This window comes from Kocuria salina, assembly GCF_013368965.1.
GTDB lineage: Bacteria > Actinomycetota > Actinomycetes > Actinomycetales > Micrococcaceae > Kocuria > Kocuria rosea.
In genome coordinates this window covers 151661-176067 of sequence record NZ_SSSF01000006.1, presented here as the reverse complement: position 1 = coordinate 176067, position 24407 = coordinate 151661, and the positions used below count along the sequence as shown (strand labels likewise).

At 73.4% G+C, this 24407-nt stretch carries 23 protein-coding genes; 17 read left to right on the top strand and 6 right to left on the bottom strand.

The annotated features are described in order from the left end of the window. Positions 1 to 12: 12 nt before the first annotated feature. From E7Z53_RS13190 to E7Z53_RS13175, 4 genes are all read right to left on the bottom strand, one after another. The gene (locus E7Z53_RS13190; RefSeq protein ID WP_052132859.1) at positions 13 to 705 is read right to left on the bottom strand and encodes a signal peptidase I; all 693 of its coding nucleotides are present in this window, start codon (positions 703 to 705) and stop codon (positions 13 to 15) included. Beyond that, a complete protein-coding gene (locus E7Z53_RS13185) occupies positions 702 to 1682 on the bottom strand; it encodes a hypothetical protein (RefSeq protein WP_017832106.1) in 981 nt (326 codons plus the stop codon). Before E7Z53_RS13185 ends, E7Z53_RS13190 begins: the two co-directional genes overlap by 4 nt. Before the next feature lie 22 nt (positions 1683 to 1704). Further along, positions 1705 to 2292 (bottom strand): hypothetical protein, encoded by a 588-nt coding sequence (locus E7Z53_RS13180; protein ID WP_176337941.1) that lies wholly within the window; start codon positions 2290 to 2292, stop codon positions 1705 to 1707. Between the two features lie 98 nt (positions 2293 to 2390). Continuing rightward, positions 2391 to 2996: an alternate-type signal peptide domain-containing protein gene (locus tag E7Z53_RS13175; protein WP_035925899.1), complete on the bottom strand. Its 606-nt coding sequence runs from the start codon at positions 2994 to 2996 to the stop codon at positions 2391 to 2393. Positions 2997 to 3393: 397 nt separating this feature from the next. On the opposite strand from E7Z53_RS13175, the gene fdhD reads away from it, so the two are divergent. From fdhD to E7Z53_RS13125, 10 genes are all read left to right on the top strand, one after another. Then, a complete protein-coding gene (gene fdhD, locus E7Z53_RS13170; protein WP_109268616.1) occupies positions 3394 to 4251 on the top strand; it encodes a formate dehydrogenase accessory sulfurtransferase FdhD in 858 nt (285 codons plus the stop codon). Positions 4252 to 4291: 40 nt separating this feature from the next. Next, positions 4292 to 5026 (top strand): glutamine amidotransferase, encoded by a 735-nt coding sequence (locus E7Z53_RS13165; protein WP_109222247.1) that lies wholly within the window; start codon positions 4292 to 4294, stop codon positions 5024 to 5026. Between the two features lie 178 nt (positions 5027 to 5204). Beyond that, positions 5205 to 6521, top strand: a complete 1317-nt coding sequence (locus E7Z53_RS13160; RefSeq protein WP_176337940.1) for an ABC transporter substrate-binding protein — start codon at positions 5205 to 5207, stop codon at positions 6519 to 6521. Positions 6522 to 6585: 64 nt separating this feature from the next. Continuing rightward, positions 6586 to 7707, top strand: coding sequence for a carbohydrate ABC transporter permease (locus E7Z53_RS13155; RefSeq protein ID WP_017832100.1), 1122 nt, complete (start codon positions 6586 to 6588; stop codon positions 7705 to 7707). Next, complete coding sequence (locus E7Z53_RS13150; protein WP_017832099.1) at positions 7704 to 8600, top strand: carbohydrate ABC transporter permease; 897 nt, start codon at positions 7704 to 7706, stop codon at positions 8598 to 8600. The genes E7Z53_RS13155 and E7Z53_RS13150 overlap by 4 nt, the downstream gene beginning before the upstream one ends. Beyond that, positions 8600 to 10054, top strand: coding sequence for a GH1 family beta-glucosidase (locus E7Z53_RS13145; protein WP_095651043.1), 1455 nt, complete (start codon positions 8600 to 8602; stop codon positions 10052 to 10054). The genes E7Z53_RS13150 and E7Z53_RS13145 overlap by 1 nt, the downstream gene beginning before the upstream one ends. Positions 10055 to 10095: 41 nt before the next feature. Continuing rightward, a complete protein-coding gene (locus E7Z53_RS13140; RefSeq protein ID WP_176337939.1) occupies positions 10096 to 11115 on the top strand; it encodes a LacI family DNA-binding transcriptional regulator in 1020 nt (339 codons plus the stop codon). A 73-nt stretch (positions 11116 to 11188) separates the two neighbouring features. Next, complete coding sequence (locus E7Z53_RS13135; protein ID WP_217905755.1) at positions 11189 to 12250, top strand: Gfo/Idh/MocA family protein; 1062 nt, start codon at positions 11189 to 11191, stop codon at positions 12248 to 12250. Between the two features lie 76 nt (positions 12251 to 12326). After that, on the top strand, positions 12327 to 13430 hold the full coding sequence (locus E7Z53_RS13130) for a CPBP family intramembrane glutamic endopeptidase (RefSeq protein WP_095651046.1): 1104 nt from the start codon (positions 12327 to 12329) through the stop codon (positions 13428 to 13430). Positions 13431 to 13439: 9 nt separating this feature from the next. Next, a complete protein-coding gene (locus tag E7Z53_RS13125; RefSeq protein WP_176337938.1) occupies positions 13440 to 14759 on the top strand; it encodes a M18 family aminopeptidase in 1320 nt (439 codons plus the stop codon). A 136-nt stretch (positions 14760 to 14895) separates the two neighbouring features. Here the strand turns inward: E7Z53_RS13125 and E7Z53_RS13120 are convergent, their stop codons facing one another. Continuing rightward, a complete protein-coding gene (locus E7Z53_RS13120; RefSeq protein WP_126346537.1) occupies positions 14896 to 16353 on the bottom strand; it encodes a glyceraldehyde-3-phosphate dehydrogenase in 1458 nt (485 codons plus the stop codon). Positions 16354 to 16563: 210 nt separating this feature from the next. On the opposite strand from E7Z53_RS13120, the gene E7Z53_RS13115 reads away from it, so the two are divergent. The 5 genes from E7Z53_RS13115 to E7Z53_RS13095 are packed head-to-tail and all read left to right on the top strand — an operon-like array spanning position 16564 to position 20865. Continuing rightward, a complete protein-coding gene (locus E7Z53_RS13115) occupies positions 16564 to 17493 on the top strand; it encodes a carbohydrate kinase family protein (protein ID WP_035925929.1) in 930 nt (309 codons plus the stop codon). A 38-nt stretch (positions 17494 to 17531) separates the two neighbouring features. Continuing rightward, the gene (locus E7Z53_RS13110) at positions 17532 to 18050 is read left to right on the top strand and encodes a YbhB/YbcL family Raf kinase inhibitor-like protein (protein WP_035925930.1); all 519 of its coding nucleotides are present in this window, start codon (positions 17532 to 17534) and stop codon (positions 18048 to 18050) included. A gap of 14 nt (positions 18051 to 18064) precedes the next feature. Continuing rightward, complete coding sequence (locus tag E7Z53_RS13105) at positions 18065 to 18943, top strand: HAD family hydrolase (protein WP_242630419.1); 879 nt, start codon at positions 18065 to 18067, stop codon at positions 18941 to 18943. Between the two features lie 10 nt (positions 18944 to 18953). After that, positions 18954 to 19778 (top strand): glycerophosphodiester phosphodiesterase family protein, encoded by an 825-nt coding sequence (locus E7Z53_RS13100; RefSeq protein WP_035925932.1) that lies wholly within the window; start codon positions 18954 to 18956, stop codon positions 19776 to 19778. 40 nt (positions 19779 to 19818) lie between these two features. Continuing rightward, positions 19819 to 20865: an enoyl-CoA hydratase/isomerase family protein gene (locus E7Z53_RS13095; protein ID WP_035925933.1), complete on the top strand. Its 1047-nt coding sequence runs from the start codon at positions 19819 to 19821 to the stop codon at positions 20863 to 20865. 24 nt (positions 20866 to 20889) lie between these two features. Here the strand turns inward: E7Z53_RS13095 and E7Z53_RS13090 are convergent, their stop codons facing one another. Continuing rightward, on the bottom strand, positions 20890 to 21468 hold the full coding sequence (locus tag E7Z53_RS13090) for a hypothetical protein (RefSeq protein WP_035925937.1): 579 nt from the start codon (positions 21466 to 21468) through the stop codon (positions 20890 to 20892). A 271-nt stretch (positions 21469 to 21739) separates the two neighbouring features. Between E7Z53_RS13090 and E7Z53_RS13085 the strand changes: the two genes are divergently transcribed. Beyond that, on the top strand, positions 21740 to 23095 hold the full coding sequence (locus E7Z53_RS13085; protein WP_176337979.1) for a phosphoribosyltransferase: 1356 nt from the start codon (positions 21740 to 21742) through the stop codon (positions 23093 to 23095). Next, positions 23092 to 24405, top strand: coding sequence for an erythromycin esterase family protein (locus E7Z53_RS13080; RefSeq protein WP_176337937.1), 1314 nt, complete (start codon positions 23092 to 23094; stop codon positions 24403 to 24405). The genes E7Z53_RS13085 and E7Z53_RS13080 overlap by 4 nt, the downstream gene beginning before the upstream one ends. The last annotated feature ends 2 nt before the right edge of the window (positions 24406 to 24407 follow it).

Sequence of the window (24407 nt, the reverse complement as noted above, 5' to 3'; positions counted from 1 at the left end):
GCGCTGCGCCGCTCAGCGGCCGGCGGCGGCGGGCACCAGCGCCAGCGCCTCCGTCGGGGCCTCCGCCGGGGACGTCTGCTCCCCGGCCGGGAACTGCTCCGCCACACCGCCGGTGCCGTGGTCCCGCTCCGCGTCCCTGTCCGCGTCCGTGCTCTCGTCCGTGCTCTCGTCCGTGGGCCGGGCGCGGTCCCGGACGGCGCCCACGAGCTGCCACAGCGCGTAGCCGAACAGCGCCGCGGCGACCAGCACGATCCCGCTGCGCTTCTGCTCCGCGTCCAGGAGGGTGGCGGCGTAGCCGGCCCAGGGCACGTGGTACTTCACCAGGCCGCGCAGCTGGGTGGCGGTGACCGGCTCCGCGTCCGGGGCGGCGTTGGCGTCGCCCTGCGTCGTGAAGCTGCGCCGCCCTTCGCCGTCCACCGCGACGCCCACGATCCGGTGGGTCACGAGGGTCGGGTCGTCCGGACGGGGCATGAACGTCACGACGTCCCCGGTGCTCAGTCCCGCGGCGTCGTCCTCGCCCTCGAGCGGGGCGACCACGACCTGGCTGCCGGTCGGGACGGTCGGCTCCATCGAGCCGGAGAGCACCGTCAGGGGCACCCAGCCGAGCGCGAGCGGGAGGACGACGACGGCGAGCAGCAGCGCGGCCACCGCGGCCAGGGCGAGCACGAGCAGCGGGTGGAGGGTCTTGCGGAGCACGGTGGTCATGACGGGAGTCCTTCACAGTTCATCTTGCCGCTTCCGCCGGGCGTCTTGAGCTTCCACGCGTAGGCGCTGTCCGCGTGGGACGCGGGCCCCGTGGCGAACACTGCCCGCACGAGGGTCTCGTAGTCCTGGCTGGGCCGGTTGTCCGATGAGGCCGGCAGCTCGGAGACGGCCACATGAACCGTCCGTGCCGCTCCGCCCGAGACGGTCTTCACCCGAGTGGGCGCCGCCGTGGTGCCCAGCGGGCGCATCCAGATCTCCCATGCGGTGACGGCCGGAGCATCGGCGCCACCGGACCAGGTCCACCGGAGCAGCGCGGCTGGCCCGTCAACGCTGCACTGTCCCGCCGCCGGGCGGGGAGGAGCGGTCGTCGGCTGCTCCTCGGCCGGCATCTTCAGGACGAGCGGCACTGTCCACGGGCGGGTCGCGGGCCAGGCGCCCTCCTCGAGCGAGGCGGCCTCCACCTGCGTCACGACCCGCAGTTCCTGCTCGTTCAGCGCACGCAGCGCGGCGACCGGAACGGCCTCGGTCGAGACGGTCAGGCACAGCCCGGCAGGCCGGTCGTGCTCCAGGGACGCCCGCGTCCCGCCGTCGACGCGGGCCGGGGCGGATCCTCCGGGTGCGGTGGCGGTCCACTCGGCCGGCGCCGCGCCGTCGTCGCAGGCCGCGCCGGTGCGGTACGCGAAGCGCATGCCCGCCGGCGCGGCCACGGACCGCCCGGCGGAGTCCACCAGGGAGACCTGCACCGGCCGGTACCGGACGTCGAAGCCGGACGTGCTGGTCAGGGTCGCGGCGCCTCCGGCGCCCTCGACCGCGGCGATCTCGAAGCCGATCCGGCCCGTGGTCATGGTGGGCACCTCGGCGAGGGCGGTGGCGGACCAGCGGGCGTGGGTCCCGCCGTTCGGGGTCGTGAGCACGATGACGGCGAGCAGGACGAGGACGCCGAGCACGTAGGCCGTGGGAGTGCGGTACTGGCTCATGGGAGCTCCTGGGGGAGGGGGGTCAGTGCTGGGTGAGGGCGACCGTGAGCGGGCCCGGCGTGACGGTCGTGCCCTGGGCGGCGGGGTCCGGGGACACCTCGTAGGAGACGGTGACGTCGTAGACCGCGCCGTCGTGGGCCGAGGTCACCGTCCAGGAGGACGGCCCGGGCTGCGGCGGCGCGCCGGAGACCGGCACGAGCTCGACGCGGGGGACGACCGCGCCGCCGGCCGGCACGCCGGGATCGACCGTGAGGGTCGCGGCGAGGTTCGCGCCCTCGACGTCGAGGACCGCGCGGGTCGTGACGACGACCGTGTCGCCGGGGGCCAGCGCGGACAGGGCGTCCGCCGCTCCGGTGAGGTCGGTGGTTCCGCGCCGGAGGGCACCGGTCGTGGGATCGACGTCGGTGCGGTGGAGGGTCGCCCGCGCGGGCTCCAGCGCCACGTCGAGGGTGCCGGTGGTGACGGCCTGCGTCTCGAGCGGTGCCGTGTCGGACCACCGGGCGGCCGTTCCGAGGCTGTTGCCCAGCAGGGTCAGCGCCAGGAGCGCGGCCGCGGCGGCGGCGAGGGCGCGGCCGGCGGTCGAGGGGCGGAAGCGGGGAGTGCGCGTCATGGGGGCCTCTGGGGGTGAGACGGAGCGAGACGGGGGCGGGGCACCCCGGTGCGACATCGTCGCTACACCGGGGTGCCGTGGGGCCGGTCGGCCCCGCGTCACACGTTCTGCACGAGCGTGAGCTTCATGGCGTCCAGGGCGAAGTTCTCGTCCTGCATCGTCTGCCCGTTAGTGAGCTGCTCCGGCCAGGTGATTTTCGCCGTCACTGTGATCGGCTGACCGTTGTCCGCCGGCGTGACCCGGTACTTGCCGTCGCCGTCCGTGTCCTGGTCGGCCAGACCCGTGATCGTGGCGTCGTAGCCCAGGGCGCCGTGGGCCAGCATCTGCTGGATGCCGGTCGGCAGCTCGGAGGTGTCCACGGAGAGGGTGCCGGTGACGTTCTTGCCCTCGGCGACCACGGAGCTGCCGACGGTGTAGGACAGCGAGTCGCCGGGGACCATTTCGAAGGAACCGAAGTCCTCGAGCACGCCGTGCTGATCGGACCACTGGGTCGTGGTGATCTTGCCGAGCTGGAGCTTGCCGGTGGACACCGAGGTGCCGGCGGCGAAGATGTCCTTGTCGTCGGACCACTTGGAGAAGGTGCCGCCGCCGGCGGCGAGGAGGCCGACGGCCACGGCGCCGGCCAGGACGGCCTTGCCGGCGCGCCGGTTCCGGCCGGCCTTCGCGGTGGACTCGGACAGGGGGGTCTGCGCTGCAGTGTTCATGGTTCCGCCTTCGAGCGAGAGAGGGGTGAGAGGAGAGGCCGCGCTGGATCGGTGCGCGTGTGGTGCCGGGCATCCGGTGGGGTGTCCGCGGAGGCGGCGTGCACCCGGTCCCCCCGGATCACGGGGGACGGGGTGCCCGCTGCGACGGCCGCGCCTCGGCGCGCCGGCCCGTGGAACCGCAGTGGATCGCCCGGGGGATCCGCCGGCAGCCCTGCCGCCGAATTCCCTTGACACGTCAACTCTAGACAAAAGTCTATGAATAAGAACAGAACATGCCTGTCCCCACTTCGCCCGACGTTACTGCTCGGTAATGCCGCCGCTTCGGCCCCCGCGGGCCGCGCCCATAGGATGCCGGGGGAGGGCTCCCACCCGGTGGAGCCGGGACCGGAGGACCGCCATGACCCGAGCTTCCCAGCGGCGCCGCGTGCACCGGTACACCGCCGACGGCGGCGGGACCGGACGCGCGGACACCCTGGCCGGTGAGGAGCCCCTGGAGATCCGGCTCGACGGCAGGCCGTTCACCGTCACGATGCGCACCCCGGGTCACGACTTCGACCTCGTGGCCGGGTTCCTCGTCTCCGAGGGCGTGGTGCGCGCGCCGGCCGAGATCGTGCAGATGGACTACCGCAGCGGCGTCGGCCCGGACGGGCAGCGGACCTACAACGTGGTGGAGGTGCGGCTCGCGCCGGGGGTCGCCCTGCCGGACACCTCCATGGAGCGGCACGTCTACACGTCGTCGTCGTGCGGGGTCTGCGGCACGGCGTCCATCGAGGCCGTCACCAAGGTCTCCTCGTTCGACCCCGCCGCGGACCGGACCGGGCTCCCCGTGCCCGCGCTGCTCGCCCTGCCGGACCGGCTGCGCACCGGGCAGAAGCTGTTCGCCACGACCGGCGGCGTCCACGCCGCGGGGCTCTTCCGCTTCCCGGACGGCCCCGACGGCGACGGTGCCGGCGAGCCCGAGCTGCTGTGCGTGCGCGAGGACGTGGGGCGGCACAACGCCGTGGACAAGGTGGTGGGCTGGGCCCTGCGCGAGAATCTCCTGCCTCTGGGCTCCACCGTGCTCCAGGTCTCGGGCCGCGCCTCGTTCGAGCTGGTGCAGAAGGCGTACATGGCCGGCGTCCCGGCGCTCGCGGCCGTCTCGGCGCCCTCGGCACTCGCCGTGGACCTCGCGGAGCAGACGGGGGTCACCCTGCTCGGCTTCAGCCGCGGCACCTCCTTCAACGCCTATGCGCACCGGGAGCGCCTGGTCCCCTGAGCGGGCGGGGGAGCGCCCCGCCGCTGGCTACGATGGGGTCATGAAGCCCTTCCTGCTGCTCGCCACCCGCGCCGAGGACGACGTCGCGGACGAGGAGTACGAGACCATCTGCCGCTTCAGCGGCCTGCAGGAGAGCCACCTCCACCGGGTCCGGCTGGAGGCCGGGCCCATGCCGCCGATCGACCTCGAGCGCTACTCCGGGGTCGTCATCGGCGGGTCCCCGTTCAACTCCTCCGACCCGCCGCAGCAGAAGTCGGAGGTGCAGCGGCGGGCCGAGTCCGAGATGCGGGACCTGCTCGACGAGGTCGTCGCCCGGGACTTCCCGTTCCTCGGCGCCTGCTACGGCGTCGGCACCCTCGGTACGCACCAGGGCGGGATCGTGGACCGCACCCGCGGCGAGGAGATCGGCGTCATCGAGGTCACCCTGACCGAGGAGGGGCTGCGGGACCCGCTGCTCCGGGAGTTCCCGCCGGCGTTCCACGGGTTCGTGGGGCACAAGGAGGGCACGCGCACCCTGGCGCCCGCAGCCGTCCTGCTCGCGACCGGCGCGGACTGCCCCGTCCAGATGTTCCGGATCAAGCAGAACCTCTACGCGACCCAGTTCCATCCCGAGCTCGACGCCCCCGCCCTGCTCCGCCGGATCGAGGCGTACAAGGAGCACGGGTACTTCCCGCCGGCCGAGGCCGAGGACGTCAAGGACCGGATCCGCACGGGGCCGCCCGTGACCGAGCCCGAGAAGATCCTCGCCGCCTTCGTGGACCGCTACGCCCGCTGACGCGTCGCGGACGGGCCCGTCCCGTCCCGTCCTCGCCGCACGACGCGGAGCGACTTCTCCGAGATCTGAGAGAGCGCTCTCTTGACGGTGTGAGCCACGGCACATACAGTCGAGGCACAGCAGAGAGAGCGCTCTCTCGAGAGCAGCTCCTCTCCAGCCCTTCACACAAGAAGTGACCGTGGGACACACGCGACTCAAGCGAACGACAGCCCTGGCGGGTGCGGCGGCACTGGCAGCCGTCGCCACGGGGTGCGGCGGGGGCGGAGGCGAGCCGGCCAGCGCCGACAACCCCGTCGAGCTCACCGTCACCACCTTCGGGACCTTCGGCTACGACGACCTCTACGGCGAGTACGAGGAGCTGAACCCGGGCGTGACCATCAAGGCCACGAACATCGACCGCGGCTCGAACGCGCGCACGGACGCCTTCACCAAGATCGCCGCCGGGTCCGGGCTCAGCGACGTCACCGCCATCGAGGAGGGCTGGCTCGGCTCGATCATGGAGGTCTCCGACCAGTTCGTGGACCTCAACGAGCACGGCGCGGCCGACATCAAGGACAACTGGGTGCCGTGGAAGTTCGAGCAGGGGACCGACCCGGAGGGCCGCGTCATCGGGTACGGCACCGACATCGGCCCCCAGGGCCTCTGCTACAACGGAAAGCTCTTCGAGGAGGCCGGTCTGCCCAGCGACCGCGAGGAGGTCGCGGAGCTCTTCGGCGGCGACGACGCCACCTGGGAGACCTACTTCGAGCTCGGCCGCGAGTACCAGGAGACCACGGGCAAGGCCTGGTACGACCAGTCCGGCTTCGTGTGGAACTCGATGGTCAACCAGCTCGACGAGGGCTACTACACCGCCGACGGCGAGCTGAACGTGGAGGGCAACGAGCAGCTGCGCGAGCGCTTCGACCTGCTCGCCGCGGGCACGCTGGACGGCCTCTCCGCCAACCAGACCCAGTTCGACTGGGGCAACGGCCAGGCCTTCGTGGACGGCTCCTTCGCGACCTTCGTCTGCCCCGGCTGGATGCTCGGCACCATCGAGGGCCAGCTCGAGTCCGCCGGCGGCGGCGAGGGCAGCGGGTGGGACTTCGCCGACGTCTTCCCGGGCGGCGCCTCCAACTGGGACGGCGCGTTCCTCTCCGTCCCGGAGACCTCCGAGCACCCGGAGGAGGCGGCGAAGCTCGCGGCCTGGCTCACCGCGCCCGAGCAGCAGGTCAAGCAGTCGGCCAAGGCGAACAACTTCCCCAGCACCATCGAGGCCCAGGAGAAGCTGGTCGAGGACGCCGAACCGAACCCCGTGTTCAACGACGCACCCACCGGGGTGATCCTCGCGTCCCGCGCCGAGGGGGTCGTCGCCCAGTTCAAGGGCCCGCACGACTCCGTGATCCAGGAGAACGTCTTCCTGCCGCCGCTGAAGCGCCTCGACGCCGGGACCGCCACGGCCGACGAGGCCTGGGACGAGGCCCTCGCGCTTCTCGACGACCTGGTCGTCAACAACTAGCAGGACCCGGCCACGGGGCCTCCGGAATCCGCCGGAGGCCCCCTCACGGAAGCGCGAGACCCTCATGACCACGACAGCCCACCGCCCCGCCGCCGCGGCGCCCGCCGCGCCGGCGCCGAGTCCGCCCAGGCCGACCCGCAGACAGCGGCTCATCGTCCTGGACCTGAAAGCCTCCCCCTACCTGTACATCGCGCCCTTCTTCGTCCTCTTCGGAGTGGTGGGGCTCTTCCCGCTCGGGTACACGTTCTTCGTCTCGCTCTTCGACTGGCACCTGCTCACCGGCCGGGGCGAGTTCGTGGGGCTGGGCAACTTCACCGAGGTGCTGCGGGACCGGTTCTTCTGGAACTCGCTGTTCAACACGGTGAGCATCTTCCTGCTCTCGAGCATCCCGCAGCTGGCGGCCGCGGTGCTGATCGCGGCGGTCCTGGACCAGAACCTGCGCGCCAGGACGCTGTGGCAGATGAGCGTGCTGCTGCCCTACGTGGTCACCCCGGTGGCCGTGGCCATGATCTTCACGAACATGTTCGGCGAGCAGTACGGGCTCATCAACAACATCCTCGGCAGCTTCGGGGTCGACCCGATCCTGTGGAAGAACGAGACGCTGCCCAGCCACATCGCCATCGCCGCCATGGTCAACTGGCGCTGGACCGGCTACAACGCGCTGATCCTGCTCGCGGCGATGCAGGCGGTGCCCCGTGACCTGTACGACGCCGGCGCGATCGACGGCGCGGGCCCTCTCCGCCGGTTCTTCAGCATCACCCTGCCGAGCATCCGTCCCACGATGGTGTTCGTGGTCATCACGACCACCATCGGCGGCCTCCAGATCTTCACGGAGCCGAGGCTCTTCGACCCCGTGGCCGCGGGCGGCACGCAGCGCCAGTTCCAGACCACGGTCCTCTACCTCTGGGAGATGGCCTTCCAGCGGCAGAACTTCGGCAAGGCCGCGACCATCGCCTGGCTGCTATTCCTCCTCATCCTGCTCTTCGGCCTGGTCAACTACCTGGTCTCGCGCCGCATCGCGACGGCGTCCGACGGGGGGAGGCCGCCGCGCAGGACCGGGCGCGGGGCCGGTCGGCGGCGGAGGCCGCGTGCGGTGGACGCCGTCGTCCCCGACGCGGCGGCGAACACCGGCACCGGCGCGCCACGGGCGGCCGCAGCACCGACGACCACGAGGAGGACACGATGACCGTCACCGGCGCACCCACGAGGACCAGGACGCGGCGGCCGCGGGCGGTGCCCGTGCGCCGGCGGATCTTCGGGGACGGGCACCGCCCCGGCTTCCTCACCTACGGCCTGCTGTCCGCGTTCTTCCTGGCCAGCGCCTATCCGCTGTGGTGGTCGGTGATCATCGGCAGCCGCTCCAACGAGGCCCTCGGGCGCACCTGGCCGCCGCTGCTGCCGGGCGGCAACTTCTGGACGAACGTGGGCGAGGTCTTCGACACCATCCCCTTCTGGCTGGCCCTCGGCAACAGCGTGCTCATCTCGGGGATCATCACCGTCTCGGTGGTCACGTTCTCCACCCTCGCCGGGTACGCGTTCGCCAAGCTGCGGTTCAAGGGGCGCGACGGCCTCATGGTCGCGGTCGTCGCGACCATGGCCATCCCCACGCAGCTCGGCATCATCCCGCTGTTCATGCTCATGCGCGAGCTCGGCTGGACCGGCGAGATCGGGGCGGTCGTCGTGCCCACCCTCGTCACGGCGTTCGGCGTGTTCTTCATGCGCCAGTACCTCGTGGACGTCATCCCCGACGAGCTCATCGAGTCGGCCCGGATGGACGGGGCGTCGATGATCTCCACCTTCTGGCACGTCGCGCTCCCCGCGGCCCGCCCGGCCATGGCCATCCTCGGCCTGTTCACCTTCATGACGGCGTGGACCGACTTCCTGTGGCCGCTGCTCGTCCTCGACGCGAGCAACCCCACCCTGCAGACGGCGCTGAGCCAGCTGCAGTCGGCCCGCTACGTGGACTACTCGATCGTCCTCGCCGGCGCCGTCATGGCCACGCTTCCCCTCCTGGCGCTCTTCGCCGTCGCGGGCAGACAACTCATTTCCGGAATCATGCAAGGAGCAGTGAAGGGCTAATGCCGAACAACGCAGAAGACGCAGCCGTGCACCACCGCAGCTGGCCCGAGGGCTTCCTCTGGGGCTCGGCCACCGCCGCGGCCCAGGTGGAGGGCGCCGGGCACGAGGGCGGCAAGGAGGACTCCGTCTGGGACGCCTTCGCCCGTCTGCCGGGCGCCGTGGCCAACGGCGACACCCTGGAGGACGCCGTGCAGCACTACCACCGGATGCCCGAGGACGTGCGGATCATGAAGGAGCTCGGGCTCGGCTCCTACCGCTTCTCCACGAGCTGGGCGCGGGTGCGTCCCGGTGACCGGGCCCCGAACCCCGAGGGCCTGGACTTCTACTCCCGCCTGGTCGACGAGCTGCTCGAGGCCGGCATCCTGCCCTGGCTGACCCTGTACCACTGGGACCTGCCGCAGGCGCTCGAGGAGAAGGGCGGGTGGGCCCACCGGGACACCGCGCACCGTTTCGTCGAGTACGCCGACGACGTGCACTCGGTGCTCGGCGACCGGGTGCGGCACTGGACCACGTTCAACGAGCCCTTCTGCTCGTCGCTGCTCGGCTACGCGGCCGGGGTCCACGCGCCCGGCCGGCAGGACCCCCGGGCCGCCGTCGCCGCCGTGCACCACCAGCACCTGGCCCACGGCCTCGCGGTCGAGCACCTGCGGTCCCGCGGTGCCGAGCACCTGGGCATCACCCTCAACCTCAGCAACTCGATCCCCCGAGACCCCTCGGACCCGGTGGACCTCGACGCGGCCCGGCGGTTCGACTCCCTGCAGAACCGCCTCTTCCTGGACCCCATCCTGCGCGGCGCGTACCCCGAGGACACCCTCGCGGACCTGGACCGGTTCGGCCTCCGCGATCTCGTCCGGGACGGTGACCTCGCGACCATCGGGGCGCCCCTCGACTTCCTCGGCGTGAACCACTACCACGACGACCTCATCAGCGGGCACCCGGAGTCCTCCGGCGGCGACGGCCACTCCGGCGGCGCCAGCCGCCCCACGTCCTCGTGCTGGATCGGCTCCGAGGACATCGCGTTCCCGAGCCGCGGCCTGCCGCGCACGGCGATGGACTGGGAGGTGAACCCGGACGGGCTGCGGAAGCTCCTGGTGCGCCTGGGCGAGGAGTACCCCGCGCTCCCGCCCCTGTACGTCACCGAGAACGGCGCCGCCTACGACGACGTCGTCAGCGACGACGGCGCCGTCCACGACACGGAGCGCACCGAGTTCGTCCTCGGCCACATCGCGGCCGTGGGGGAGGCCATCGACCAGGGCGCGGACGTCCGCGGCTACTTCGTGTGGTCGCTGCTGGACAACTTCGAGTGGTCGTGGGGCTACGGCAAGCGCTTCGGCGTGGTCCGGGTGGACTACGGGACGTTCGAGCGCACGGTCAAGGACAGCGGTCGCGCCTACGCCGGGGTCATCGCCGCCGCCGCGGACCGCACGCCGGTGGCCCCGTCCACGGGCGCCTAGCATTGATGCCAGCCCACCCGCCGAGAGCACCGGAGATGATCATGACGCAGCGCGCAGGCGGCCCCCGGCCCGTGCCGACGCTCGAGATGGTGGCCGCGCTGGCCGGGGTCTCGCGGGCGACCGTGTCCCGGGTGGTGAACGACTCGCCCAGCGTCGACCCCGAGCTGGCGCAGTCGGTGCGGAAGGCCATCGAGGCCCTCGACTACACCCCGAACCGGGCGGCGCGTTCGCTGGCGAAGCGACGGGCCAACTCGGTCGCCCTGATCATCCCGGAGTCCACGTCCAGGGTGTTCGCGGACCCGTTCTTCACGACCGTGGTCCAGGGCATCGCGATGTACCTGACGGACACCGACTTCACCCTGAACATGGTCATCGCGTCCGAGGCGAAGCCCGAGAAGACCCGCAGCTTCCTGCTCGGCGGCAACGTGGACGGTGCCCTGGTGGTCTCGCACCACAGCGGCGACCACTCGTGGACCCACCTCTCGGGGTCGCTGCCCATGGTGTTCGCGGGTCGCCCGCTCGTCGGCGCCGAGGACGCCTACTACGTGGAGGTCGAGAACGAGGCCGCTGCCTGCAGCGCCACCCGGCTGCTCACCGCGAGCGGGCGGCGGAGCATCGCGACCATCGCCGGGCCGCAGGACATGCCCCCGGGCATCGACCGGCTGGCGGGCTGGCGGACCGCGGTGCGGGAGGCCGGGCTGGACGACCAGCTGGTGGAGGTGGGCGACTTCACGCTCGCCTCGGGGGCCCGGGCCATGCAGCGGCTGCTGGACCGCGGCCGGCCGGTCGACGCCGTGTTCGCCGCGAACGACCAGATGGCGGCCGGGGCGTACACCGTGATCCAGGGCCGCGGCCTGCGCATCCCGGAGGACATCGCCGTGGTGGGCTTCGACGACGACTCCTTCGCGACGTCGGTGACCCCGGCGCTGACCACGGTGAACCACCCGATCGTCGAGCTCGGCCGGAAGATGGCCGAGACCCTCGTCGACATGATCGAGGGCCGGCCGACGGACCGGGTGACCATCATGTCGACCTCGCTCGTGCTCCGGGACTCCGTCTAGTCCTTCCCGCCCCGAGCCGGGCGACGCCCCGGCGCCGTCGTCGGCGTCCCCGGATCCTCCCCGAAAGGCCACCATGCACCCTCCAGCCCTCCCCGCCCCGGTGGCGGGCGACGACCCCGCGACGGCGACCGGCCGTCCCATGCACTGGGGCGTCGTCGCCACCGGGTCGATCGCCGGCCGCGTGGTCCAGGACCTGGCGCTGCTCGACGACGCCGTGCTCTCGGCCGTCAGCTCCCGCTCCCGGTCCTCCGCCGAGGCGTTCGCCGAGCGCTTCGGCGCGGCCCGGAGCCACCACGACCACGACGGCACCACCGGCTGGGAGCGCCTCGTCGCGGACCCCGCCGTGGAGGTCGTCTACGTCGCCACGCCCCACGCCCAGCACCACGCGGTGGCCCGCGCGGCCCTCGAGGCCGGCAAGCACGTGCTCTGCGAGAAGCCGCTGACCATGAACGCCCGGGAGGCGGGGGAGCTGCGGGAGCTCGCCCGGGCGCGCGGGCTGTTCCTCATGGAGGCGGTGTGGACGCGCTTCCTGCCGAGCTTCGGGCGCGCCCTCGACATCGTCCGTTCCGGCGAGATCGGCCGGGTCCGCTGGCTCCAGGCGGACCTCGGCGCCCCGGTTCCGTACGACCCCGGGTCCCGGCTCTGGGATCCCGCGGCGGGCGGAGGGGCCCTGCTGGACCTCGCCGTGTACCCGCTCACCTGGGCGCTCGCGGCGCTCGGCGCACCGGCCGGCCTCACGGCCCACGGCGTCCTCCACGAGGACGGCGTGGACCTGCACAACGGCCTGACCCTCACCTGGGCGGACGGGGCGCACGCCCACCTCACCACGTCCATCGAGACGGACTGCCCGGGCACGGTGACCATCAGCGGGACGGACGGCTGGCTGCGCACCGGGGCGCCCCTCTACCACCCCGGTGAGCTCGTGGTCCGGTCCGGGGGAGCCGCGCCGCGGACCGAGCGCTTCCGGGCCGCCGGGCACGGCTTCGCCCACGAGCTGCGGGAGGTGAACCGGTGCCTCCAGGCCGGCCTGACCGAGAGCCCGCGCATGCCGCTCGCGGACACCGTGCTGGTGCTGGAGCTGCTCGACGACGCGCGCCGGCAGATGGGCCTGCGCTACCGCAGCGACCTGCCCTGACCGGCGGGCGCCACGACGGGGCGCCCCCGAACTGTCGCGTGTCCGGAAGGGACCGGCTGCGGATACCGTGGGAGGCATGACCACGCGCGCCGCCCCCTGGAGGCAGGGATCCCTCGACGACGACCCCTCGGGCCCCGGGCCCCGGCTCCTGCCGTACCACCGGCTCGGCCACGCCGACCCCGACCACCGGTGGTGGAAGCCGCTCGTGGAGCTGCTGCTCTTCGGCGCCTTCTACGGGGTGCTGGCCATCGTGTTCGGCATCGTGTGGGCCGTGGGGCTCGTGGCCGTGCGCGGCGAGGAGGCCCTGGACGAGGTCTTCCTCGGGGGCACGGAGCTGGACATGATGGACCCGGCGATCTTCTTCATGCTGTTCTTCTCCCTGGTCCTCATGATCCCGGCGCTCCTCGCGGCCCGGGCCATCACGGGCCCCCGCCCCCTCGGGCTGCTGCTGTCCGTGACGGGACGGCTGCGCTGGGGCCTCCTCGGCCGGTGCCTCCTCGTGGCCCTTGCCGTCTACGCGGTGGGCCAGGCGGCCGCCCTCCTCGTGGAGTACGCGCTGCTCGGCTCGCTGACCGCCCCGCAGCCGGTGGAGGGCTTCTGGTGGCTGATCGCCATGATCGTGCTGGTGGTCCCGCTGCAGTGCGCGGCGGAGGAGCTCGTCTTCCGGGGCTACCTGCTGCAGACCGTGGGACGGTGGCTGCGCCGGCCCGTGTTCGCGATCCTGCTGCCGGTGCCCCTGTTCACGTTCGGGCACCTGTACGACGCCTGGGGGCTGCTGGCGGTCGCGGTCATGGCGGTCGTCGCCGGCTGGCTGACCTGGCGCACCGGCGGGCTCGAGGCGGCGATCGCCCTGCACGTGGTCAACAACGTCATCGCCACGCTCTTCGGCGCGCTCGGCCTGGCCGACCCGGACGCCGAGGAGTCGTCCTGGGTGGCCCTCGCCCTCTCGGCGGGCCTGCAGCTGCTCTTCGCGTGGCTCGTGGTCCGCGGTGCGCGCCGGCGCGGCGTGGAGGTGACCCGGACCGTGCACCCGCCGGGGCCGGCCCTCCTCCTCGCGGCCGGCCCCGGACCCGGTGGGGAGGGCCGTGGGCCCGGAGCCTGGGTGTGCCCCGGCCCGCCCGCCTGTCCCGGCCACTGGGCGGGACAGGCGCCCGGGCGAGCGCCCCAGCACCTTTCGTAGACTGACGGCATGGAACCCCGCACCACAGTCGACCCCCGGTCCGCCGTCGAGGACCTCGGCCGCTACGTGATGGAGTCGCCGAGCTCCTTCCACGCCGCGCACGCCGCCGCCGCCCGGCTGGAGGAGGTGGGCTTCGTCCGCCTCGACGAGACGGAGGACTGGGCCCGGACCGGCGTCCGCGGGCGGCGCTACGTGCTCCGCGACGGGGCTGTCATCGCGTGGGCCACCCCGGCGGAGGTCCCGCCCGCGGCGGGGTTCCGGATCCTCGGCGCGCACACCGACTCGCCGGGCTTCAAGCTCAAGCCGAGGCCCACCACCACGGCCCACACCTGGCACCAGGCCGGGGTCGAGACCTACGGCGGGGCGCTGCTGAACTCGTGGCTGGACCGCGAGCTGCGCCTGGCGGGCCGGCTCGTGGTCCGCGGGACGGACGGCGCCCCGGTGGAGCACCTGACCGCCACCGGCCCCGTGGCCCGCATCCCGCAGCTCGCCATCCACCTGGACCGCGAGGCCAACAAGGGCCTGCAGCTCGACCGCCAGCAGCACGTGCAGCCGATCTGGGGAGTGGGGCAGCCGGAGGACGCGGACGTCCTCGCGCTGCTGGCCGAGCACGCGGACGGCGGGCCCGTGGACCCGGCCCGCATCGTCGGCTACGACGTGGTGCTGGCGGACGCCCAGCCCCCCGCCGTGTTCGGGCAGGGCGGGACGCTGTTCGCCTCCGGGCGGCTGGACAACCTGTCCTCCGTGCACGCCGGGCTGAGCGCGCTCGCCCGCGAGGCCGAGGCGGTCGAGCAGGGCCGGCACATCGCGGTGCTCGCCGCGTTCGACCACGAGGAGATCGGCTCCCGCACCCGCTCCGGCGCCGCGGGACCGTTCCTCGAGGACGTGCTGGTGCGCATCGGTGAGGGCCTGGGCCGCTCCGCCGCCGAGCACCGGCGCTCCCTGGCCGGGTCCGTGTGCCTGTCCGCCGACGCCGGGCACCTGGTGCACCCCAACTACCAGGGCCACCACGACCCCGTGAACCAGCCGGTGCCGGGGGCGGGGCCGCTGCTGAAGATCAATGCGGACCAGCACTACGCCACGGACGCCGTGGGCGCCGGGATCTGGGCCGAGGCCTGCGCGCGCGCCGGTGTGGGCTACCAGGAGTTCGTCTCCAACAACCGGGTGCCGTGCGGGTCCACGATCGGGCCCATCACCGCGGCCCGGCTGGGGGTGCGCACGATCGACGTCGGCATCGGCCTGCTGTCGATGCATTCGGCCCGGGAGCTGTGCCACGTGGACGACGTCGCGGCCCTCGGGGCGGTCGCGGGGGCCTTCTACACCGCCTGACCCGCCGCGCCGCCGTTCGAGGGGCGCCGTCTGCTCGACCTGCTGCGCGAGGGGTCGCCACTGAACGGTGCGAGTCGGTCGTTCCGTTCGGTGGCGACCCCTCGGCGCGGACGGTTCGCTGCCGGCGAGGGGCGGCTCAGCCGGGGATCGACGCCGTGCCGACCGCGACCCGCTCGGCCGGGAACTGCGGCATCGCGATGTCCGCCATCCGGGCGAGCACCCGCACGACCTGGCAGGAGTAGCCGAACTCGTTGTCGTACCAGACGTAGAGCACCAGCGAGCTCCCGTTGACGATCGTCGCGAGACCGTCGACGACGCCCGCGCGGCGGGAGCCCACGAAGTCGGTGGACACGATCTCGGGGGAGTCGGTGTAGTCGATCTGCTTGCGCAGGGACGAGTTCAGCGAGATGTCCTTCAGGTACTGGTTGACCGCGTCCTCGGACTCCGGGGCCTGCTCGAGCTGCAGGTTGAGGATGGCCATGGACACGTCCGGGGTGGGGACGCGGATCGCGTTGCCCGTCAGCTTGCCGGCCATCTCCGGCAGGGCCTTGGCCACGGCCTTCGCGGCGCCGGTCTCGGTGATGACCATGTTGAGGGCGGCGGAGCGGCCCCGGCGGTCGCCCTTGTGCCAGTTGTCGATGAGGTTCTGGTCGTTGGTGTAGGAGTGGACCGTCTCCACGTGGCCCTGCGCGATGCCGTACTTGTCGTGCAGGACCTTCACGACCGGGGTGATCGCGTTGGTGGTGCAGGACGCGGCGGACAGGATGGTGTCCTCCGCGGTGATGACGTCGTCGTTGACCCCGCACACGATGTTCTTCAGGTCGCCCTTGCCCGGTGCGGTGAGCAGCACCTTGGCCACGCCCTTGGCCTGCAGGTGCTTCGAGAGCCCGGCCTCGTCGCGCCACACGCCCGTGTTGTCCACGACGATCGCGTTGTCGATCCCATAGGCGGTGTAGTCGATCTCGGTGGGGTCGTTCGCGTAGATGAACTTGATGGCCACCCCGTTGGCCGTGATGACGTCGTTCTCCTCGTCGACGTGGATGGTCCCGTCGAACTTCCCGTGCACCGAGTCGCGGCGCAGGAGGGAGGCGCGCTTGACCAGGTCGTTGCCCGGCTTCTTGCGCACCACGACGGCGCGCAGGTTCAGGCCGGTGCCGTCGTTGCGGTTGATGAGGATGCGGGCGAGCAGGCGGCCGATGCGGCCGAACCCGTAGAGCACCACGTCCTGGGACTCCGGGGAGTTCTGGGCCCTGCGGTCCACCACGGGGGCGAGCTCCTCGCGCAGGAACGACTCGAGGTCCTGGTCCGACTCCTGGGCGAGCCGGTTGAGCTTGCCGAGGTCCACCGCGCAGGTGCCGAGGTTCAGCCCGGACATGGCCTCGAGCAGGCGGGTCGTGTCCTCGAGGGGCAGCTCCTCGCCGTCGATCCGGCGGGCGAAGCGGTGCGCCTTGATGATCTGGGTGACGGACTTGTGCACCAGGGAGCGGCCGTAGACCGTCGGCACGACCTTGTTCTCACGGTGCAGGCGTCCGACCAGGGGGACGATGCCCTCGGCGAGCGACTCGCGGTCGGCCCAGCTTTCAGGAGTGCTCAAGAATGACTCTCTTCCTCGGCCGGGGACGTCATCGTGTCCGGCCGTGACGTGCCGCGCCTCGTTGCGCGGTCGGGTGCGCGCCGCTGCGGTTCGCGCAGGACGCCGCCCTCCATTCTAGGGGCACCGGGGGCGGGAAGGGCTCCCGTTACGGGCCCGGCGGGCCGGTCCGGTGCCGGGGGCGGCGGGGCCGGCGGGTGCTACCGTGAGAGCATGCTGACGGTCATCGGTGAGGCGCTCGTGGACGTGGTCTCGAAGCGCGGCCAGGAGCCCCGCGCGCACGCCGGGGGAAGCCCCATGAACGTGGCCGTGGGCCTGGCCCGGCTCGGCCACGAGGTCCAGTTCCTCGGCCGCTACGGCGAGGACGAGTACGGCACGCAGGTCGAGGCGCACCTGCGGGACAACGGCGTGCTCCTGCCCTTCGACGCCGACACGCGGCCCACCTCCGTGGCCGAGGCCGTCATCGGGGAGGACGGCGCCGCGACCTACGACTTCCAGCTCGACTGGTCCCTGGACCTCTCGGACGAGCAGCTGGCCGAGCTGCTCCGGGACACCTCCCTGCTGCACGTCGGGTCGATCGGGGCGATGCTCGAGCCCGGCGCCTCGAAGGTCCTGCACGCCGTGGAGCAGGCCCACCGCTCGGCCCTGATCTCCTACGACCCCAACTGCCGGCCGTCCATCATCCCGGACTCCTCGGACGCCCGGGCCCGGGCCGAGCAGCTCGTGGCCCTCGCCGACGTCGTGAAGGCCTCGGACGAGGACCTCCTGTGGCTGTACCCCCACCGCAGCGTCGAGGAGAGCGCGGGCGCCTGGCTCAAGGCCGGCGCGGAGCTCGTCGTCGTCACCCGCGGGCCCCTGGGGCCCTGGGCCCGCACCCGCGCCACCGGGCCGCGCGGGGTGGAGGTGCCCGCCGCCCGCACCACGGTCGTGGACACCGTGGGGGCCGGGGACTCCTTCATGGCCGCGCTGCTCGGCTGGCTCACCGACCACGGCTACACGGGCGCGCCGGCCCGCGAGCGGATCGACAACCTGGACGAGCAGCAGGTCGGCGAGCTGCTGCGCTACGCCGCCGCGGCGGCCGGCGTCACGGTCTCCCGCGCCGGCGCGGACCTGCCCCGCAAGGACGAGCTGCCCGCGCCCTGACCCGCCCCGACCCCACCCGTCCCGTCCAAGGAGAGCCCGTGCCCGAGCGCGACCCGTACGCCGACCTGCCCGACCTGCCGAGCTTCACCCTCACCTCCGAGGACATCTCCGACGGCGGCCCGCTCGCCCCGGCCCAGCTCTCGGGCATCATGGGCGCCGGCGGCCAGGACGTGTCCCCGCAGCTGAGCTGGTCCGGGGCCCCGGAGGGCACGAAGAGCTACGTGGTCACGGTCTTCGACCCGGACGCCCCCACCCCCAGCGGCTTCTGGCACTGGTGCCTGTCCAACATCCCCGCCGACGTCACCTCCCTCGCGCGCGGCGCGGCGTCCGACCCTCCGGCCGGGGCGGTCAAGCACCGCAACGACGGCGGCACCGACGAGTACGTGGGCGCCGCCCCGCCCCCCGGCCACGGGCCGCACCGCTACATCGTGTGCGTGACCGCGGTGGGCGAGGAGCAGATCGACGTCGACGAGAGCGCCAGCCCCGCCGTCGTCAACTTCCAGCTCTTCAGCTCCGGGATCGCCCGCGCCTGCCTCACCGGGACGCACGAGGCCTAGGTGGCAGAACACCCGTGAGCCCTGATCCGGAGGTCCCCGGGACGGCGCCGATCCGGATGATCGCCAGCGACCTCGACGGCACCGTCCTGGGGCACGACTTCCGCTTCCGCCCGCGCACCGTCGACGCGATCCACGCCGCCCAGGACAGCGGCATCCACGTGGTGTTCGTGACGGGCCGGCCCATGCGCTGGCTCGACCCGCTGCGCGAGCAGCTCGGCCACGAGGGCGTGGTCATCTGCTCGAACGGGGCGGTGGTCTACGACCTCAGCGCCGACCTGGTCGTGGAGTCGAGCCTGTTCCCGGCCCGGGACGCCTTCGCGGTCATGGACGAGGTCGCGGCCCGGCACCCCGGCACGCTGTTCGCGGCGGAGACCCTCGAGGGGGTCTTCACGGACCACGGGTGGGCCAGGACCGACCGGATGGAGGTCGGCGCCCCCCTGGTCGGGGCGCTGCGGGACCGGCTGCCGGAGGACCAGGGGCTGGTGAAGTTCCTGGCCAAGCTGGACACCGCCGAGCCGCAGGAGTACTTCCGGGCGCTCGCCGAGCTCGTGGCCGGCCGGCTGTCCGTGACGCACTCCGTGGCGGCGGCCCCGCTCGTGGAGATGGGGCAGAAGGGGCTCACCAAGGCGCGCACCCTCGAGCAGTACGCGGCCGAGCGCGGCATCCGCCCGCACGAGGTGATGGCCTTCGGCGACATGCCCAACGACCTCGAGATGCTCACGTGGGCCGCCCACGGCTACGCCATGGCGAGCGGGCACCCCGCGGTCGCGCGGGCCGTGGGCCGCACGGCCCCGCCGTTCGAGGAGGACGGGGTGGCCCAGGTGATCGAGGCCCTGCTGCGCGGCGGCCGACCTGGCGCGTCATGGGCGGGACAATCCGCTACCACGGGGTAACAATAGGGGGGTGACCCCTCCAGCGCACCGGCGCGACGCCCCCGCAGCCCTGGCCCACCGCGGTTTCTGCCGGGACGGTGCCGAGAACACCCTCGACGCCTTCCGGGCGGCCCGGGACCTCGGCTACGAGTGGATCGAGACGGACGTCAACACGACGGCCGACGGGGTGGTCCTGTCCTTCCACGACGAGACCCTCGACCGCGTCACCGGCGGCAGCGGGAAGGTCTCCGCCCTGACCTGGGCGCAGATCAGGGCCGAGCGCGTCGCCGGCGTCGGGCGCATCCCCCGCTTCGCCGACCTGCTGACGGAGCTCCCCGAGCTGAAGTTCAACGTGGACGTCAAGGACGAGGCGTCCGTGGCGGCCCTGCCGGCGCTGCTCCACGAGCTCGGCGCCGTGGACCGGGTGCGGGTGACCTCCTTCTCCGAGAGCCGCCGGCGCCGCACGCTGCGGCGGATCCGCGAGCTGGACGGCCGGACCGTGCCCACGTCCTCCGGCAAGGAGGGGATGCGCCTGCTGCTCGTGTGCTCGTGGCTGGGCGGGCCCACCTGGCGTCTCGCGCGGCGGGCGGCCGCCCGGTGGATCGAGCCGTTCGACACCGTGCAGATCCCCCGCCGGTACCGGGTGCGGGGCGGGGCCGAGGTCCAGCTCGTGACCCCCCGCTTCCTGGACTTCGCCCACCGGCACGGCATCGACGTGCACGTGTGGACCGTCAACGAGACGGCCGAGATGGCGGAGCTGCTCGAGCTCGGGGTCGACGGGATCGTCACCGACCGGGCCGACCTGCTCGCCTCCCTCCTGGCGCAGCGTGGACAGTGGCCGCCCTCCGGCGTGTGAGCCGTGGCACGACGGCGCGGCCCGTGGCAGGGTGGGAGCCATGACCGACACCGCCACGACCGGCACCGCGCAGCACGTCCTGACCGAGGTCCGCAACGGCACCGGACACATCGTGCTCAACCGGCCCCGTCAGCTCAACGCCCTCACCGCACAGATGTACCGGGACCTCAAGGCCGCGCTCGACGCGTGGCGGGACGACGACGCCGTGCGCCACGTGCTCGTCACCTCGGCCTCCCCGCGGGCGTGGTGCGCCGGCGGCGACATCCGGGAGGTCCGCGACGCCGTGCTCGCCGGGCGGACGGAGGAGGCCACGGGGGTGTTCGCCGTCGAGTACGCCCTCGACTGCCTGATCGCGGACTACCCCAAGCCCTACGTGGCGCTCATGAACGGGATCTGCATGGGCGGCGGCATGGGCATCTCCGTGCACGGTTCCCACCGCGTGGTGGGTCCCTCCACGGTCATGGCGATGCCCGAGACGAAGATCGGCTTCTTCACCGACATCGGCGCCTCCTGGTTCCTGCCGCGCGTCTCCCGGCCGGACCACCGCGGCGAACCGGGCCTGGCCGTGGGCCGCTGGCTCGCCCTCGGCGGGCAGCGGCTCGGCGGCGCGGACGCCGTCGCCCTCGGGCTGGCCGACGTCCTCGTGGCGGACGAGGACTTCGAGGCCCTCGCCGGGGCCGTGGTGGAGGAGGGCCCGGAGGACGCCCTCTCCCGCTTCGCGCGCGAGCCCGAGCCGTCCTCCGTGGTGGCGCGGTGGGAGGAGATCGAGGAGCGCTACGGCGCCCCGACCCTCGAGCAGATCGTCGCCGCCGCGCCGGAGGACCTCGCGGGGATGAGCCCCTCCTCGCTGGTGCGCACCTTCGAGCTGCTGGAGCGCGGCGCGGCCGACGACAGCGTGCGCTCCTGCCTCGAGCGGGAGCTGCGCCTCGCCGCGGACACGATCGCCCGCCCCGACTTCGCCGAGGGCGTGCGGGCGGTCCTCGTGGACAAGGACAACCGGCCGGCCTGGGAGCACGCCTCCGTCACGGACGTCGACGTCGCGGCCGTCCGGGCCGTGCTCGACGAGAAGCTGCCGCTGCCCCGCTGACCGGCCGGCACCGGCCCGGCGCGCTCAGCGGCGGGACGGGTGCTTCCCGTTGTCGCTGACCACCGGCCGGGGAGGACCCCACCGGTCACCGGCCGGGGTGGGGCGGTCCACGAACCGGCGGTAGCCGAGGTACAGCACCACGGCCAGCGCCACGGTGACCACGGCGAACGAGGCGACGGTGTCCTGCGAGACCAGGCTGCGGACCACGCTGTGCAGCAGCGTGAACAGACCGCCGAGCAGCACGCCGTGGGCGAGCACCGGCCGGCGCCGCTCCACCGCCAGGCTCGCCCCCAGCAGCACGACGGACGCGACCAGGGCGATCACGCCGACGTCGCGGCTGTACCGCATGTGCTCGACCTCCCACGCCCCCCGTTCGCGCTCGTAGGCCGCCCACTGCTGCTGCTCCTCCGGGGCGAGCTCGCGGGTCTCCCGCGCCATCGCGACCGCCGGGGGCGGCGCGGGCTCCTCCGGGCCGGGGTGGACCGTGGCGACGCCGAGACCCACGAACAGGGCCAGCAGCAGCCCCAGGAAGAACGTGTAGACCGTCCGCATGACCCTGCCGTCCGTGCGGTCCTCGGCGCTGTCCTGCGTGCGGTCCTTCATGCGGCGTGCTCCGTCTCCCCCGCCGGTGCGGGACGTCCGTCCAGGGCGCCCGGGTCCGCGGCCGGCCGGCCGCCGGGGCGTGCTCACATTGTGGGGCGGGCCTGCTCCGTTGTCCACGTCCGTCACCTGGCCCGCGGGCCTTCCACCGTGTTCCCCGCCTGCCTACGCTGGAGTCCTCCGCGGCGGCCCACGGGACCCGGGGGCGCGAACGGAGCCGGGCGAGCACCGGAGGGCGGTGGGCCGCGCGCCCGCCGGAGAGGCGGTGGGGACCATGGTGGTCTTCGAGAACAGGGTCGAGGCCGGGCGGCAGCTGGGGAAGCGGCTGAGGTCCCTGCGCGGGCAGGACGTGGTGGTGCTGGGGCTGCCCCGCGGCGGGGTGCCCGTGGCCCACGAGGTGGCCCGCATCCTGGACGCGCCGCTGGACGTCATCGTGGTGCGGAAACTGGGGGTCCCCTCCCAGCCCGAGCTGGCCATGGGCGCCATCGGGGAGAAGGGCGCCCGCGTGCTCGACGAGCGGACCCTCCAGTACTTCGGGGTGACGGACGCGCAGCTCGAGCAGATCGAGGCGCGGGAGCGGGCCGTGCTCGAGGCGCGGACGGCGCGCTTCCGGGAGGGCCGGGAGCGGGTCGATCTCACCGGGCGGACCGCCCTGGTCGTCGACGACGGCATCGCCACCGGCTCCACGGCCCGCGTGGCCTGCCGGATCGCCCGCCAGCTGGGCGCCGCGCGCGTGGTGCTGGCCGTCCCGGTGGCCCCGCAGGAGGCCCTGGGCCGGGTGGTGGAGGCGGACGAGGTGATCTGCCTCGCGACCCCGCCGTACTTCACGGCCGTCGGCTACCACTACCGGGACTTCTCCGCCACCGAGGACGACGAGGTGGTGGCCCTGCTGGACGCCGCCCGGCGCCGCCACCAGCCGGAGCTGCCCGCGCCGCCCCGGGCGGGGCCGGCCGCGCACGGCTATCCGGTCGACGCCGACGTGCGCATCCCGGCCGGGAGGGAGCAGCTCGAGGCGCACCTGCACCTGCCGGCGCCCGGCGCCGGGGTGGTGGTCTTCGCCCACGGCAGCGGCAGCAGCCGGCGCAGCCCGCGGAACCAGTACGTGGCCTCCGTCCTGCAGCAGGCGGGGCTCGGCACCCTGCTGCTCGACCTGCTCACCCCCGGGGAGGAGACGGACCGCGGCAACGTCTTCGACATCGGCCTGCTCGCCGAGCGGCTGCTCCTGGCCACGGCGTGGCTGCGCGAGCAGCCCGGTTCCGCGGCGTCCCCGGTCGGGTACTTCGGGGCGAGCACCGGCGCCGGCGCCGCCCTGTGGGCCGCTGCCGAGCCCGGCGCGTCCATCGCGGCCGTGGTCTCCCGCGGCGGCCGGCCGGACCTCGCGGACGAGCGGCTGCGCTCGGTGCAGGCACCCACCCTGCTGATCGTCGGCAGCGAGGACTCCGAGGTGCTCGGCCTCAACCGGTGGGCGCAGGAGTCGATGCGCTGCCCCACCCGGCTGGCCGTGGTGGAGGGCGCCACGCACCTCTTCGAGGAGCCCGGCACGCTCGCCGAGGCCGCCGCGCTGGCCCGGGACTGGTTCCTGCGCCACCTCTCCCCGGCCGGGGAGCACGGCGACGGGACGTCCCGGTGAGCCCGCTCGGGCGCGGCCCCTCCCGGGAGGCCGGGGTCCTCGCGGAGATCCGCTCCCTCGCCCAGCCGCTGGAGACGGCGCAGGACCTCGACCCGCTCGTGGAGCGCTGCGCCGGCGCCCGGTTCGTGTGCGTGGGGGAGGCGTCCCACGGCACGCACGAGTACTACCGGTGGCGGGCCCTGCTCAGCCGCCGGCTCATCGAGGAGCACGGCTTCACCTGGATCGGGGTCGAGGGGGACTGGCCGGACTGCTGGCGGATCGACCGGTGGGTGCGCGGCGAGGCGGACCAGGACCTCGACGCCCACGGCGTCCTCGCGGGCTTCGAGCGCTGGCCCACGTGGATGTGGGCGAACGAGGAGGTCGCCGAGTTCCTCGACTGGCTCCGGGAGGAGAACGCCCGCCGGGCCGGCCACGAGCAGGTCGGCTTCTACGGCCTGGACGTCTACTCGCTGTGGGACTCGCTGCGGGAGATCATCGGCTGGCTCGGGACGAGCGCCCCCGAGGCGCTGCCCGCCGCGCTGCAGGCGTGGCAGTGCTTCGTCCCCTTCCACGAGGACCCGCACCGCTACGCGTGGCGGACGCGGATCGTGCCCGAGAGCTGCGAGGCCGACGTCGTCGCCCTCCTCGCCGAGGTGCGCCGGCGCACCATGGACCGGACGGCCGGGGACCCCGCCGCGTTCGACGCCGCCCTCAACGCCATGGTGGCGGTCGACGCCGAGCGCTACTACCGGACCATGGTGCGCGGCGACCGGCAGTCCTGGAACGTGCGGGACGAGCACATGGCGGACACCGCGGACCTGCTCTCCCGCCACCACGGGCCCGGTGCCAAGGGCCTGGTGTGGGAGCACAACTCCCACGTGGGGGACGCCCGGGCCACCGACATGTTCGACGCCGGGCTGGTCAACGTGGGTCAGCTGCTGCGCGAGCGCCACCCCGCGCACGAGGTGGTGCTGGTCGGCCTCGCCTCCTGGACCGGCACGGTGGTCGCGGCGGAGGCGTGGGGCGCGGCCGAGGAGGTGCTCGCCGTCCCGCAGGCACGTGCCGGCAGCCACGAGGACCTCCTGCACCGGGCGCTGGAGGAGGACGCGGTGCTCGTCTTCGGCCGCGACCGCTCCGGGCCCTGGCTCTCCGGGAGGTTCGGCCACCGGGCCGTCGGGGTGGTGTACCACCCGTGGCGCGAGGCCGGCAACTACGTCCCCACCCGCATGGGGGAGCGCTACGACGCGCTGCTGTGGTTCGGGACGACCGCCGCCCTGCGGCCCCTGCACCACGAGGCCCCGCCCGAGGAGCCCGAGCCGACGGGCTTCTAGAG